This window comes from Jilunia laotingensis (genome assembly GCF_014385165.1).
In the GTDB taxonomy this organism is placed as follows: domain Bacteria; phylum Bacteroidota; class Bacteroidia; order Bacteroidales; family Bacteroidaceae; genus Bacteroides; species Bacteroides laotingensis.
Map to the genome: position 1 here is coordinate 993,137 of NZ_JACRTF010000001.1, position 14,455 is coordinate 1,007,591.

Below are 14,455 nucleotides of genomic sequence, written 5' to 3' on the forward strand. Positions count from 1 at the left end.
AATTATTTGAGAAATAGAAGTAACGATTTAGCAACTGTGCGAATTTCAGCGTTTTGCGTTGCTATGCTGTCAAATAACTCTTTCATTTGCAAATATAACATCTTTTTCCGAAAGTACGAACTTTCGGTGGCAATTTTATAAAATCAACTTGCGAAAAAAGAAAATCATTCATCCCATTCATGGGTTGTGTCATCGGTGGCGTTGTACTGTTTCCAACGTCCCGATTTCTCGCCGTCGGTGTATTGCCCCTCGATGGTTATATAGGGTTTTCCGTCCCGTGTCGATTCCACACGATAAAAGCCGTCAAGTTTTCCGTTACGGTAGTGTCGTGTAGTCCTGCTGCGAAGCGTGCGCCCATCCTCGAATATTTCCCATTCCTCACCCTCTTTTTTGCCGTCTATATAATGAGATTCAAAAATCTGCTCACCCGTCTTGCTGTCAAAGCGGCGTTCCCGTCCGCTCTCCACACTCTGCCTATACTCCTTTTCGATTTCTATTTTGCCGTTACGAAAATAGGTCTTTACAGTTCCGTCTATCTTGCCTTGCTGCATGGGTGTTTCTTTTCGGGGAGTAACGCCATCTTGGTAATACTCCGTGAATATGCCGTTGCGCTTTCCTTTGGCATATATGCCCGATTCACGCAGTACCCCATCACGATAGCGGAGATAATCACCGTTTATTATGCCGTCGGAAAGTTTAACACGCTCCTCGTCAAGCCCTCGTATAATGCGATATTCTCCCTGCAACGGCTGTTTACTGCCTTTTTCATAATAGACCGTGCGCCGTGCGTTATCCGTTATAGTCTGTAAATCGTCCCATTTTACTATTTGTTGTGCGGAAGCCGTGCCACACAATAGCAAAAAGAGGTATAGTGTTAATATTCTATTCATTGTATTTTTGCTTTTCGAGGTTGATAACGGTTCTCAGCTATACGCAGGCAGGGATTTTAACCACTGAACTTCCTACGAAGAACTGAACTTTAAATTTACCACTTAACTGTCCTACGAAGCACGAAACCCCTGCTTGCGTATAGGTGATGTTATGCGGTCGGTTTTCATTTTCTCTTCTTTCTCGTTAATTTCTGCTGCAAAGTTACTAAATTTGCAGTCAAGTATTCACCTGTAAGAAGTTACTAATGACAAAAAAGAAATTGCCCGTTCGTTTTACGGGTCAGCACTTTACTATTGATAAAGTGCTAATAAAAGATGCAATAAGACAAGCAAATATAAGTAATCAGGATACGGTTTTAGATATTGGGGCAGGCAAGGGGTTTCTTACTGTTCATTTATTAAAAATCGCCAACAATGTTGTTGCTATTGAAAACGACACAGCTTTGGTTGAACATTTACGAAAATTATTTTCTGATGCCCGAAATGTTCAAGTTGTCGGTTGTGATTTTAGGAATTTTGCAGTTCCGAAATTTCCTTTCAAAGTGGTGTCAAATATTCCTTATGGCATTACTTCCGATATTTTCAAAATCCTGATGTTTGAGAGTCTTGGAAATTTTCTGGGAGGTTCCATTGTCCTTCAGTTAGAACCTACACAAAAGTTATTTTCGAGGAAGCTTTACAATCCATATACCGTTTTCTATCATACTTTTTTTGATTTGAAACTTGTCTATGAGGTAGGTCCTGAAAGTTTCTTTCCACCGCCAACTGTCAAATCAGCCCTGTTAAACATTAAAAGAAAACAGTTATTTTTTGATTTTAAGTTTAAAGCCAAATACTTAGCATTTATTTCCTGTCTGTTAGAGAAACCTGATTTATCTGTAAAAACAGCTTTAAAGTCGATTTTCAGGAAAAGTCAGGTCAGGTCAATTTCGGAAAAATTCGGTTTAAACCTTAATGCTCAAATTGTTTGTTTGTCTCCAAGTCAATGGGTAAACTGTTTTTTGGAAATGCTGGAAGTTGTCCCTGAAAAATTTCATCCTTCGTAGTTCAAAGTCGGGTGGTTGTCAAGATGATTTTTCTGGTTTGGTGTCGTCTTTTAAGCTGCCGCATAACATTGTGCTAACAGCGAAATCGGCTGTTATTTTCTTCAAGTATATCACCTTGCGAACAAATATAAAAAAAGTGCAGTACACCACGAACAGCGTACCGCACTTTTTTCGGCAAATCGGGCAGGATTTAACATTTATAGCTTGAATCCCTTGCCTTTCCTTTGCGGTTGTATAGGTCGGCGTATGTTCTGCCTTAACTTCTCGAACTGTTCCTTGAACCACTCGGCAATGGGCTTTCGGTCGATGGCAAGAACCAATTTAGTCCCGTCCGTGGGGTCTTTCAGCACTTGGAAACCTGCCCTTTCGGTCGTGAATTTCCGTCCGTGTTCCTCCGAGTAGAGTTCCCCTGCATACTCCAACGGCTTTCCCTTGACGAGCGTTGCGGTCTGCCTTTCATCGAACCCGACAAGGCGGCAGAGGTTTTCGATACGGAGCATTTCACGGAAATAGGGAAACCATGCTGCCGCCCTTGCGATTACCGTTTTCAGAAACGATATTTCCTGCTTGTGCCTTGTGTCCTTGTCGGCTATCTCCCTGCCGTGCTTTTGCTGCATTTCCCGTATCTCCCTGCTGTGGTCTGCCTGCATGGTCTGTATCCTATCTTGCAGGGCTTCGATGGTTTCCTCGTGGTCGGCTACCTCCTTATGCAGGGCGGTGTTCTCCCTTTCCAGCGTCTTGACCTTGTTACTGCCGAAAAGAGAACCGACGCTCTCGGCGATGTTGGCGGCTGCGGTGGTTGCCGCCCCTTTCAGCTTCTCGGTCTGTATTTCTTTTTTCGCCCGTCTTAGTTCCTCCTGTGCCGTTTCTTTCTGCTGCTGCAAATCCACCACTTCCGCTTTGAGGTCGTCGGAGAGTTTCTGTATATCCCGATAATACTGCTGCGTGGACTTGTGGCGAGCTTTCGAGCCGTCTATGCCCCTTTGCAGCCCGTATTTCGCCATCGCCACGGCATAGGTATCTTGGTAGGACTTCAATTTCAGCCGTGTCATAATATCGTCTGCGCACAGCCTCACGGTGTCGGTCGGCTTCTTGCGGTATCGCTTCTTCGTCTGTTCCTCCCTTTTCCTGCGCTTGCGCTCTCCCTTGACGATGGGGACGAGTGTAACGTGTATGTGCGGCGTTTCCTCGTCCCTGTGCAGGTGAGCCGCCACGATGTTCTCCTTTCCGAACGTGTCGGCGAAGTATTTCAGATTGTCGGCGCACCACTCGTCCAAACGCCCCTCTTCCTCTATCCGCTTCATGTCCTCGTGCGTTCCCGATACGTTGATGCGGATTGCCCGTACTTGGTTGCTTCCGATTTTGCGTGTCAGCCCCGCTTCTTCTAATCTCTGCTGTATAGCCGCCGAACGGTCTTTTATCCCGTCGGGGTATTCGATAAGCCTGCGGTTTAGGTGCGTGCGTGTGGGGTCGGCGTTCTTCGGTATGATGAAACGCTCGATATGTGCGGTCGTTCCGCTGTCGCTGCCGTGCGCCTTTTCCATGTGTAAAACTACGAAACCCATATATTTTTCCTTTCTTCCTTGACTTGTGAAACAATGATTTTTCGTATCTTCGGGGCGGCAAATGCCGTCCCCGATGGGGTGTGCAGAGGGGCTTACCCCTTGCCTTATTGGGGAATTTTCAGCGATACGTAGTATTGCGGCTCGGAAAATTCCCTAATAAGCTACGGTATTTTCTCCGTAAATACCCTGCGGCGTGCCGTCTGCCTGCCCGTCTGCCTTTCGGCTATGGCTGTCCCTGCCGCCTGCTTGCCCGTAACCCCACCTTATTTTTTTCCTTTCGGTCGGGTGGGTGGCGGGGCGGTCGTTTCCGTTTTCAAAGGCTCTTTTGCACGGGGCGGTCGGATACAAGGTTTTCCCGATAAATACGCTCGCAGCGAAGCGAGAGGAAGATTTATTGGGAAACGGCGCAGCCGCCTGACCTTTTAGCCGACGTAAAGCCCCGTGCTTGCTTTGCCTTTGTAAACGAAAACGATTGCTCCGCTTTCCTCTGAAAAGAGAAATAGACCCTGCAATATATATCACCATAGTGATAGGTTTGCATGTTTGCATGCTGGTATGCTGGTACGTTTGCATGTTGGTATGTTGGTATATCATCATGCTTTCCAACGGCTGTTGGGCTTGCCGTCCGAAACAACCGACACGAATACCGTCGTTTTCTCTTTTCGCCCGTGTATAATCCTCTCTAATAATGCCCTGCGGACTTTCGCCGCCCCGAACGATTCGACACGGAAAGCGAGGGCGGCTATCGTTTCGAGGTTGTAAACCTCCGCGCTGTATTTGTCCGATAGGCGGATAATGTGCTTTATGTCATATATAGATAAAACTCCGCTTTTGCAGAGTGCCTTTATCCCTGCCCTAACCGTCGGGGCGATAACCCCGAACAGTTCGCAGATTTCCCGCTCGGTCATGGCGGTTGCGCCTATATCGCTCGGCAGGGAGATATTGCCCTGCCCGTCCATCGTGATAATGTTCCTTTCTTCTTTCATCGGTATTCTGTTCTTAATTAGATGGCTCGGCAGATATTCTTCTCCATATCTTCCAACTTGTGCGACAAGGTTTCCATGTCTTGGCTTATCTTCTGGGCGGTGATTTTGGCGTAAATTTGGGTGGTCTTTATGTTCGTGTGCCCCAAAAGGCGGCTCACCGTTTCGATGGGTACGCCGTGCGACAGAAGTACGGTCGTGGCGTTCGTGTGGCGTGCGACATGGTAGGTCAAGCGTACCTTGAAGCCGCATTGTCTGCCTATATCTTTGAGTATCTTGTTACAACTGCCGTTGTTCGGAACGGGGAAAACATGACCGTCCCTTGCCAGCCCCTTGTACTTCTCGATGATACGCTTGGGAACGTCCAAAAGGCGGATGTTCGATTCGGTGTTGGTCTTCTTTCTTCGGGTGATTATCCACAGGTTGCCGTCGAAGAATGTTTGCAGGCGGTCGGCGGTGAGGTTCTTCACGTCCGAATACGCCAAACCCGTGAAAACAGAAAAGACGAACAAGTCCCGTACAAGCTCGTGGGTGGCGTTCTTCATCGGTGCGTTCATGAGCGTCTGTATCTCCGTTTGGGTGAGGTAGCCCCTGTCCACGCTTTCGGGAGAGTTGATATATCCCGCAAAGGGATTAAAGGGCAAACGCCCGTCGTTCCTCGCTATGGAAACGATGTGTTTCAACACAATCATGTAGCCCCACACGGTATTGGTGCGGCATTTCTTCTCCGTGCGCAGAAAATACTCGAAGTCGTTGATGAACGTGAGGTTGAGTTCCTTTAATGGAATATCCTCACGCTTGTAGGTATGGGGCAGGAACTCCCGAATATGGTTGCAGACCGTCCGATAACGGGTAAATGTACCCTGCGCCCTGCTGTGCCCGACTTTCTTCTCGAACTCGGCGTTGTGCTGCTCGAACAGCTTCAGCAAAGTTTCCTGCTTGACGCCGATACCGAGATAGGCGTCTTTGAGTTTGGCGGCGGTAACATAACCGTCCGTCTGCATTAACTCTTGATAGCGGCGGTTTACTTCCACACGGATTTTATCTACCGCAAGGTTGATTCTCTGCGCTTCGACGCTCTTGCCCGAAGCACGGTTGTTCTTCACGTCCCACAGCCGTGGGGGAACGTCCATCTTGCAACTGAACTGTTTAATCTCGCCGTCCACCGTGATACGGCACATTAAAGGCAGGTTGCCGTTCGGCTTCTCGCTGCCTTTCTTCACGTAAAATAATACCTTGAATGTACTACGCATAACTCACTCCTTTTTTTGGTTACAAAATTAGTTATTAGTGAGTTACCGACTGCTATGCAAAATTACGCAAATCGCAGAAACAGAACCATTTAGCAAGAAATTCACACCCGTTACGGGGGTAATGAGGTGGTAACTGAACTTCTGCGCTGTTTGGCTTCGAGGTGGTATTTCGTTGGCTCTGTCCCATAGAAAAACAAAGCGTAACGAACGCTGTATCAGCTAATTCGCTACGTTTTACCCAAATTTACTTTTTCGCTATGTGTTTATTTTATGAAAAATCTGCTAACTACAATGGCTTTATCTGTCAGTCTACTGTGTAATGCACAGCCTTCTGATATATTCAAGCCTGGCAAGAGTGTCGATCTCCGCGTACCTTCAACACCTCTGATAGTATCGGACCCATATTTGTCCATCTGGTCACCTTATGACAAATTAACGGACGGTACCACTGAACATTGGACCGGTGCCCCGAAACCCTTATTGGGGGCTTTGCGTGTAGATGGGAAATGCTATCGTTTCCTCGGTCAGAACAAGTTGGATCTACATGCGATTGTACCGATGACGGATGTGGAAATCTGGGAAGGGGCTTACACCCTGAAACATCCTTCAGGAGACTGGACGAATATCAATTTTAACGAGTCCGGTTGGGAACGAGGAAAAGCTGCCTTCGGTTCCCCGGACATGCCACGCATCAGCACGAAATGGAAGGACGAAAATACCGACATCTACGTCCGTCGATCTTTCGACATTTCCAATTTGGATATCACTGATGACTTTTATCTAATTTACTCCCATGATGACGTTTTCGAACTTTACCTGAATGGTGAAAAACTTGTTTCTACAGGTGAAACATGGAAAGACAACGTACATCTGAAACTATCCGATGCGGCTAAAAAAATGCTCCGCAAAGGAAAGAACACAATCGCCGCACACTGTCACAACACAACAGGAGGAGCTTATGTGGACTTCGGTTTATACCGCGAAAAGAAAGATGCTGTGAAGTTCTCTACCGAAGCTGTTCAGAAAGCAGCCGATGTATTGGCAACTTCAAGCTATTACACTTTCACTTGCGGTCCTGTCGAACTGGATTTAGTCTTCACAGCACCTCAACTAATCGATGATCTCGATTTATTATCTACTCCCGTAAACTACATTTCTTATCGTGTACGTTCTACGGACAAAAAAGAACACGACGTACAACTGTATTTTGAAACTACACCTGAACTTACCATTAATGAATCTACTCAACCTACAACTGCTTGCACCTTCTCAAAAAACGGAATCACTTACGTAGAAGCCGGTTCTATCGACCAGCCTATCTGCGATCGTAAAGGAGATGGCATCTGTGCAGATTGGGGGTATGCCTATCTAGCCGGTGTAAACGGAGCTGGCAAGTCGACAAGCCTGGGTGATTACAGCGAAATGAAGCGAGCCTTTATCAAGGACGGACGTTTGCTCCATCCCAAAACAAAATGGATCACACGCCAGCCAGAGAATACCCCTGCCATGGCCTATGTCCACAATTTAGGCAAGGTTTCATCCAATGGCAAATCCGATTTCCTTATGCTGGGATATGATGACATCTATTCTTTGGAATACATGTACGAGAAGCGTATGGGTTATTGGAAACATGACGGGCAAGTAACGATCTTCGATGCTTTCGAGAAGTTGAGAGACAATTACCTCCCGATCATGAACCGTTGCCGTGCCTTTGATGAAATGATTTATGATGATGCAGAACAAGCCGGAGGCAAGAAATACGCAGAAATATGCTCCGCAGCTTACCGACAGGTCATTTCTGCCCACAAGTTGTTCACCGACAAACAGGGCAACCTGCTGTTTTTCTCTAAAGAGAACAATAGCAACGGCTGCGTCAACACGGTAGACCTCACCTACCCGTCCGCTCCTCTCTTTCTCACTTACAATCCGGACTTGGCGAAAGCGATGATGACCAGCATCTTCGAATACAGCGCAAGCGGTCGTTGGAATAAACCTTTCCCGGCACACGACCTGGGAACCTATCCGATAGCCAACGGACAGCTTTACGGTGGCGACATGCCGATTGAGGAAGGTGGAAACATGGTAATCCTAACTGCTGCCATTGCCAAAATTGAAGGGAATGCAGACTATGCAAAGAAGTATTGGGATCTATTGACCACTTGGACTAACTATCTCGCAGAAAACGGTCAAGACCCCGAAAACCAACTTTGTACCGATGACTTTGCTGGACACTGGGCACACAATGCCAATCTATCCATCAAAGCCATTATGGGCATTGCAGGATATAGCGAAATGGCTCGCATGCTCGGCTACGAAGATGTAGCCGACAAATATGCAGCAAAAGCAAAAGAAATGGCTGTGAAATGGGAGCAAATGGCAAACGAAGGCGATCACTACCGGCTGGCATTCGACCGGAAAAACACTTGGAGCCAGAAATATAATATGATCTGGGACAAAATGTGGGGACTGGATCTTTTCCCAAACAATGTGATCGAAAAGGAAGTCAACTACTACCTGACTAAACAGAACCTTTACGGGCTTCCGCTGGATTCACGTAAGGAATACACCAAATCCGACTGGATCATATGGAGTGCCTCTATGTCTCCTGACAAGGCAACCTTTGGCAAATTCATAGATCCACTTTACAAATATGTCAACGAAACCGTATCCCGTGTTCCTATTAGCGACTGGCATTACACCGATTCCGGCAAAATGGTAGGCTTCAAAGCACGATCGGTCATCGGAGGCTATTGGATGCCGGTATTGATGGACAAGACCTATGAGAACCGTTAATCAATATTTAGAAACCTATTTAAATTTATTTACTATGCGTAAAAAAGAACAAGTTTTTTGTTTGTCAAGTCGTAGTAAGATGTGGCGCATACCGCTGTGTATGGCTGCCTTCTCACTACTTCCGGGGGCATACTGCTATGCAGATGCAAGTTCGGTTTCAGAAACTGAAACCACATTAAGCGTTGATGCCGTCCAGCAGCAACGCACTGTTAAAGGAACGGTTATCGATGCTACCGGCGAGCCGGTGATCGGAGCCAATGTAAAAGAAGCGGGAAGTACCAACGGTACTATCACCGACATCAACGGAGAGTTCACTCTCAATGTCGGTCCTAAAGCGACTTTGGAGATTTCTTTTATCGGATATATCACTCAGAAAGTAACAGTAGGAGATTCCAACTCTGTCAAGGTCACATTGAAAGAGGATATGACAACATTGGATGAAGTAATTGTTACAGGTTATGGTATGTCCCAGAAAAAAGCAACATTGACAGGTGCCATCTCTGCAATTAAATCGACAGATATCGAACGTTCAAGTGCAACTACGGCGTCAGGTTCTTTGGTTGGTAAGATTGCCGGTTTGAATACCCGCCAGCAAGATGGCCGTCCTGGAGCTGGGACTGCTTTACAGATTCGTAACATGGGTACACCGCTGTTCGTTATCGATGGTGTTGTTTCCGATGAAGGACAGTTCAACAACATGGACTTCAACGACATCGACAATATTTCTATCCTGAAAGATGCATCTGCAGCCATTTATGGTATGCGTGCAGCAAACGGCGTAGTAGTGGTAACGACAAAAAAAGGACAACGCAATAGCAAGAACACAGTTTCTGTCAATGCCTATTACGGTTGGCAGCACAATTCCCGTTTTATTAACCCTGCCGACACCAAAACATACGTACAAGCTTATGCGGCTGCAGAAACATGGAAACGTATGCCGACAGGTGAACGCAGGTATAACAAAGAAGAATACGACAAATGGATGACAGGGACGGAAAAAGGCTACCAAGGATTTGACTGGAGTGACTACATCTGGGTCACTGCACCACAGTCTTATGTCAGCGGAAACTTTTCGGGAGGTTCCGACAAAGCCAATTATTATGTCAATGTCTCCCATATAGACCAACAGGCTACCGTACGCGGTTATGGAGGATTCCAACGTACGAATGCCCAAATGAATATCGACATGAATGTTACCGAAAAGTTTAAAATCGGAGCTACCATGAACGGTCGTATCGAAGAACGCCATCATCCGGGTGTTCCGGGAGGAGACGACACTTGGTTACCTCGTTTTGCAACCATGAAGAACCAACCGACTAAACGTCCGTTTGCCAATGACAATCCACTCTACCCACAACGTGTCTCCGACCAACCGGAAACAAACTTCGGACTTCTGAACTACGACATGGGTGGTGAAGTATCTGATATATGGCGCGTCATCCAGTTGCAGGCAACCGGTGAATACGAGATTCTGAAAGGTTTGAAAGCCAAAGCGATGTTAGGTTATTACTTTGCCTACAATGAATTGGACAACCAGGAATACACGTTCAATTTGTATAAATATAACGAAGCGACCAACGAGTATGATGTAGACTTCGCCATGACCAACCCTTACCGTGAACGGAATCGTGAAAAGAAAGAAGACAAATTCGCTAACTTCCAACTGAACTTTGACCGTAAATTCGGCAAGCATTCTGTCACTGCCATTGGTTCTTTTGAAGCTAACCAACGCAAACAACCAAGAATGTGGATTCACTCTACCCCGGTATCCAACAGCATGGATTTGATCCGTATCAAAGAAATAGTAGAATTCACTGACGAAGGTGATCGTGAAGAAGCCCGTCTAGGATGGTTGGCACGACTCAACTATAGCTATGCCGACAAGTATCTGCTCGATTTTATCGGACGTTGGGACGGCTCATGGAAATTCAAGCCAGGACATCGTTGGGGGTTCTTTCCTTCTGCTTCTATAGGATGGAGAATCTCAGAGGAAAACTTCTGGAAAGAAGCTAAATTTTCTTCTGTATTCAGTGATTTAAAGCTTCGTGGATCTTACGGTGTAGTAGGGGATGATGATATGGGCAAAAACAGTGATGGAACTCCCATTTATAGTGCATTTGGTTATCTGCCGGGCTATACTTATGGCGACGGAGGTGCTGTAATCGATGGAAACTGGGTAGTCGGAACCAAGCCACGCGGACTTCCTAACAAGGTTCTGTCATGGATAAAAGCGAAGACACTTGACGTCGGTGTAGATATGGGATTCTTCAACAACCGCCTGAACATTCAGGTTGACTACTTCCAACGTATTCGTGACGGACTACCGGAATCACGTTATGATGTATTAATACCAAAAGAAGCAGGTTATGATTTGCCAAAAGAAAACCTGAAATCAGACAAGCATCAAGGCTTCGATGCAATGGCTCGCTGGAGTGATAATATTCGTGACTTCAATTATAGTATCGGTGCAAACTTTACTTATTCCCGTTTCTGGGATTGGGAGCAGTACGACACACGCCGTAGTAACTCATGGGATGAATACCGCAATAGTATCTGGCATCGTGTAGGATATGTAAACTGGGGTTATCAAGCCATAGGACGTTTCGAGAACTGGGAACAAATAGCCAATTATCCTGTGGACATTGACCGAAAAGGTAACAGAACCATCGTACCGGGTGACATCATCTATGAAGATGTCAATGGTGACGGTGTAATCAATGGCATGGACGAACGCCCTATCGGTTATCGCGAAGACAGCACGCCAACCATAAACTTCGGCATCAACCTCTCAGCAAGCTGGAAAGGTTTCGATCTTGCTATGGACTGGACAGGTTCAGGCATGACTACTTGGAGACAATGTTGGGAAACAGCTCGTCCTTTCCAGAACGATGGTAACAGTCCGACAGAAGTGTTAACCGATTGCTGGCACTTGGCCGACATGTGGAATCCGGATAGTGAACTGATTCCCGGCAAATACCCGCTTTTGCGCCTCCCAAGCGATGAAAGAGATGCTGCATACGAAAAAAGTACTTTCTGGTTACACAATGTAAACTACATCAAACTGCGTAATCTGGAAGTGGGATATACCCTACCGAAACAACTCCTAAGTAAAGTGGGAATCAGCAAGGTACGTGTATATGTATCGGGAACCAATCTACTCACTATCAGCAACCTTTCTATCATGGATCCGGAATGTGCCAGCGACAACGGACTGGACTATCCACCCATGCGTGTAATTAACTTAGGTATTAACCTCAAATTTTAAGTAAACAATGAAAAATAAATATTTTCTGATTGCCATCGCTGCTGCGGGTATGTTGTCATTAAATAGTTGTGGCGACTTTCTGGACAGAGATCCGGATAGTATTCTAACACAAGAAATAGTTTACAGCGACCCTGGATTGGTAAAATCGGTACTTGCTAACTTTTATGGTCGTGTAACCTACGGTCAACGCATTGATGCCGTAGACGACTTTACAATGCTGGACGAAGCCATCCATTACGATGGAAACGATGCCGAGACCATCGACCGTAACAAATGGCGTCCTTATGAATATGAACTGATTCGTAATATCAACCAGTTCTTGGATGGTCTGAAGACTGCAAGCGGAGTTGAAGACGTAGATAGAAAACAATACGAAGGTGAAGCTCGCTACATCCGCGCATGGGTCTACTTCTGCATGGCTCGTACGTTAGGTGGAATGCCTATCGTTGGCGATAACGTGTTCGATTATACCAGTGGAATGGATATCACTACCATTCAAGTACCACGTTCGAGCGAAGCCGCTACTTATGATTATATCATCAAAGAGTGTCAAGAAGTATCCTCCCTTATGTCAAAGGAAACTAATAAAAATTCGGGAAGAGCCAATTATTGGGTAGCCAAAATGCTGGAAGCCCGTGCTGCCATTACAGCTGGTTCATTGGCCACATACAATACACCAGCCGAACATCCGCTGTTAAGAACTTCCGGACAAGAAGTAGGAATCCCGGCAGACAGAGCAAAGGATTATTTCAAAACTGCACTAAAAGCAGCAAAAGAAGTTATAAACGATTCTCCTTATAGTTTGAAGATTACTTCAGACACTGATTTGTCAGCCAAAGCGGATAATTTCTTCAAAGCAGTATGTGACAAGAATGGCAATACAGAAGTTATCTGGTGTCGTGACTACATTTCTCCGGGACAGACTCACGGTTTTACCAAAGACTGTCTACCTGCAAGTATCGGACAAGATACAGGTAGCGATCGATTGTCGGCACTTCTGAACATCGTTGAAGCATTTGAAAAGGTAAACGCTGCAGAAGACGAACGGGGTAAAGCTTGCCAATATGAAGTGGGTACATTAGAAAGTCCTAAGTTCTTTGACTCTCCACTCGATTTGTTTGCCGATCGCGACCCGCGTTTATCTGCAACCATCATTTTACCGAATGGTGAATTTGATGGGAAACAGATATTGTTGCAAGCCGGAGTATTGCTTAAGGAAAATGGAAATTGGATAGAAAAGACAGCTAGGCGTAATGAAACTGACACTATCAACGGAAAACCAATCTTGATTACAGCAAACAATGGTCCGTTCGGTGGTGACGATCGTGAAATTAACCGTACCGGTTTCTATATTCGCAAGTACCTGGATAAGACTCCCGCAGCCGGAACTATCGGACGCGGTTCTGAAATGTGGAATGTTTATTTCCGTATTTCAGAAGCTTACCTGATTGCAGCAGAAGCAGCTTGGGAAATAAGTCGCAATAACAGCGATGTTGAAGCCTTAAAATATATCAATGCCGTGCGTGACCGTGCAGGTATAAAACCTCTTACTACTATCGACCATCAGAAAATTATGCATGAATATCAAGTTGAATTTGCTTTCGAAGGACACCGTTGGTGGGATTTGAAACGTTGGATGGAGGCTCACAAACTTTGGACTGGAAATGCGAACGACCGTTCTGCTTGCCGTTTAGGTTTGTGGCCATATAAAGTAGTTGCCGAAGGCGATGCAAACGATGGCAAATGGATGTTTATGGAGAAAGACATGCAGAAACTCAATTTGTGGCGTCGCCCATTGAAGTGTACAGACACACAGTATTATTCAGAGATCGATAACGATTGGTTCAATAAGAACCCTAAATTGGTCAAGAACCCGTATCAATAATCTAAAACAAGAAGTAACAATGAAAACAATAGCAAAAATTTTATCTGTTATGTTGCTGGGAGTTATGCTGTTTTCCAGCTGCACGAAAGACAATTATGATGCTCCTGAATCTTTCTTGAAAGGGCGCGTCACCTACAAAGGGGAAGCATTGCAATTGCGCGGTAATGAAGCTGTTCGCTTACAGTTATATCAACGTGGATATGCCAAGCACGACCCGATCGAATTGTTTGTCAATCAAGACGGTTCATATTCGGCTTGTTTATTCGATGGACAGTACCAATTGATCACAAAACATGGTAACGGTCCTTGGTCTGCCGAAGGACGTGACACTATCGAAGTAAGAGTTGCCGGAAACACCGTACAGGATGTAGAAGTAACCCCTTACTACATGGTGAGAGATGCCAAAATGACCTTGAAAGATAATAAAATAGATGCCTCTTTTAAGGTAGAGAAAATAGCAGGAACAGGAATCGATCGGGTATTCGTCGTACTGAGTACTACTCAATACTTAAATGATTCCGAACACAACGTTGACCGCTATGATGATGACAAAGTGAGCGCTTATGACGAGACAGGCAAAGTCTATACTTTTGCCACTAAAGATTATACCGATCATGACATGTTCCAAAGAGCAATGAATCGTGGAACCCTTTTCGGACGTATTTGTATCTGGCCGAAAGGTTCCGATCAGGGAATCTACTCTGAAGTATTCCGCTTGAAATAGACAATCAGTATAAATAACTGATTGCAATAGCCAAGAGGAGCGTCAAAATTG

Annotated in this window: 10 protein-coding genes; 5 read left to right on the top strand and 5 right to left on the bottom strand. The window is 45.6% G+C overall.

Annotated elements, in window-relative coordinates:
* Positions 1-164 precede the first annotated feature (164 nt).
* Entirely contained in the window at positions 165-890 is a 726-nt protein-coding gene (locus H8744_RS03960; protein ID WP_004293712.1) for a toxin-antitoxin system YwqK family antitoxin, read from the bottom strand.
* Between the two features lie 245 nt (positions 891-1,135).
* Here H8744_RS03960 and erm(F) point away from each other — a divergent pair, with 245 nt between their 5' ends.
* On the top strand, positions 1,136-1,936 hold the full coding sequence (gene erm(F), locus H8744_RS03965; protein WP_004295323.1) for a 23S rRNA (adenine(2058)-N(6))-methyltransferase Erm(F): 801 nt from the start codon (positions 1,136-1,138) through the stop codon (positions 1,934-1,936).
* A 197-nt stretch (positions 1,937-2,133) separates the two neighbouring features.
* On the opposite strand, the gene mobV is transcribed toward erm(F), so the two are convergent.
* The 4 genes from mobV to H8744_RS03985 form a co-directional block, all read right to left on the bottom strand.
* A complete protein-coding gene (mobV, locus tag H8744_RS03970; protein ID WP_008999098.1) occupies positions 2,134-3,501 on the bottom strand; it encodes a MobV family relaxase in 1,368 nt (455 codons plus the stop codon).
* 153 nt (positions 3,502-3,654) lie between these two features.
* On the bottom strand, positions 3,655-4,098 hold the full coding sequence (locus H8744_RS03975) for a hypothetical protein (RefSeq protein ID WP_262433605.1): 444 nt from the start codon (positions 4,096-4,098) through the stop codon (positions 3,655-3,657).
* Positions 4,095-4,487, bottom strand: a complete 393-nt coding sequence (locus tag H8744_RS03980; protein ID WP_004293707.1) for a hypothetical protein — start codon at positions 4,485-4,487, stop codon at positions 4,095-4,097. The genes H8744_RS03975 and H8744_RS03980 overlap by 4 nt, the downstream gene beginning before the upstream one ends.
* Positions 4,488-4,504: 17 nt before the next feature.
* Positions 4,505-5,737: a site-specific integrase gene (locus H8744_RS03985; protein WP_004293706.1), complete on the bottom strand. Its 1,233-nt coding sequence runs from the start codon at positions 5,735-5,737 to the stop codon at positions 4,505-4,507.
* A 270-nt stretch (positions 5,738-6,007) separates the two neighbouring features.
* Here H8744_RS03985 and H8744_RS03990 point away from each other — a divergent pair, with 270 nt between their 5' ends.
* From H8744_RS03990 to H8744_RS04005, 4 genes are read left to right on the top strand one after another with little or no spacing between them, the layout of a single operon-like run.
* The gene (locus H8744_RS03990; protein ID WP_262433606.1) at positions 6,008-8,530 is read left to right on the top strand and encodes a glutaminase family protein; all 2,523 of its coding nucleotides are present in this window, start codon (positions 6,008-6,010) and stop codon (positions 8,528-8,530) included.
* A gap of 34 nt (positions 8,531-8,564) precedes the next feature.
* Positions 8,565-11,795: a SusC/RagA family TonB-linked outer membrane protein gene (locus H8744_RS03995; protein ID WP_262433607.1), complete on the top strand. Its 3,231-nt coding sequence runs from the start codon at positions 8,565-8,567 to the stop codon at positions 11,793-11,795.
* Between the two features lie 7 nt (positions 11,796-11,802).
* Positions 11,803-13,680, top strand: a complete 1,878-nt coding sequence (locus H8744_RS04000; RefSeq protein ID WP_262433608.1) for a RagB/SusD family nutrient uptake outer membrane protein — start codon at positions 11,803-11,805, stop codon at positions 13,678-13,680.
* 19 nt (positions 13,681-13,699) lie between these two features.
* On the top strand, positions 13,700-14,404 hold the full coding sequence (locus H8744_RS04005) for a DUF3823 domain-containing protein (protein WP_262433609.1): 705 nt from the start codon (positions 13,700-13,702) through the stop codon (positions 14,402-14,404).
* Positions 14,405-14,455 lie beyond the last annotated feature (51 nt).

Coding starts and splice junctions, on each gene's coding strand:
- H8744_RS03960 (WP_004293712.1), bottom strand. CDS start 890: ATGAATAGAATATTAACACTATACCTCTTTTTGCTATTGTGTGGCACG.
- mobV (WP_008999098.1), bottom strand. CDS start 3,501: ATGGGTTTCGTAGTTTTACACATGGAAAAGGCGCACGGCAGCGACAGC.
- H8744_RS03975 (WP_262433605.1), bottom strand. CDS start 4,098: ATGATGATATACCAACATACCAACATGCAAACGTACCAGCATACCAGC.
- H8744_RS03980 (WP_004293707.1), bottom strand. CDS start 4,487: ATGAAAGAAGAAAGGAACATTATCACGATGGACGGGCAGGGCAATATC.
- H8744_RS03985 (WP_004293706.1), bottom strand. CDS start 5,737: ATGCGTAGTACATTCAAGGTATTATTTTACGTGAAGAAAGGCAGCGAG.
- H8744_RS03990 (WP_262433606.1), top strand. CDS start 6,008: ATGAAAAATCTGCTAACTACAATGGCTTTATCTGTCAGTCTACTGTGT.
- H8744_RS03995 (WP_262433607.1), top strand. CDS start 8,565: ATGCGTAAAAAAGAACAAGTTTTTTGTTTGTCAAGTCGTAGTAAGATG.
- H8744_RS04000 (WP_262433608.1), top strand. CDS start 11,803: ATGAAAAATAAATATTTTCTGATTGCCATCGCTGCTGCGGGTATGTTG.
- H8744_RS04005 (WP_262433609.1), top strand. CDS start 13,700: ATGAAAACAATAGCAAAAATTTTATCTGTTATGTTGCTGGGAGTTATG.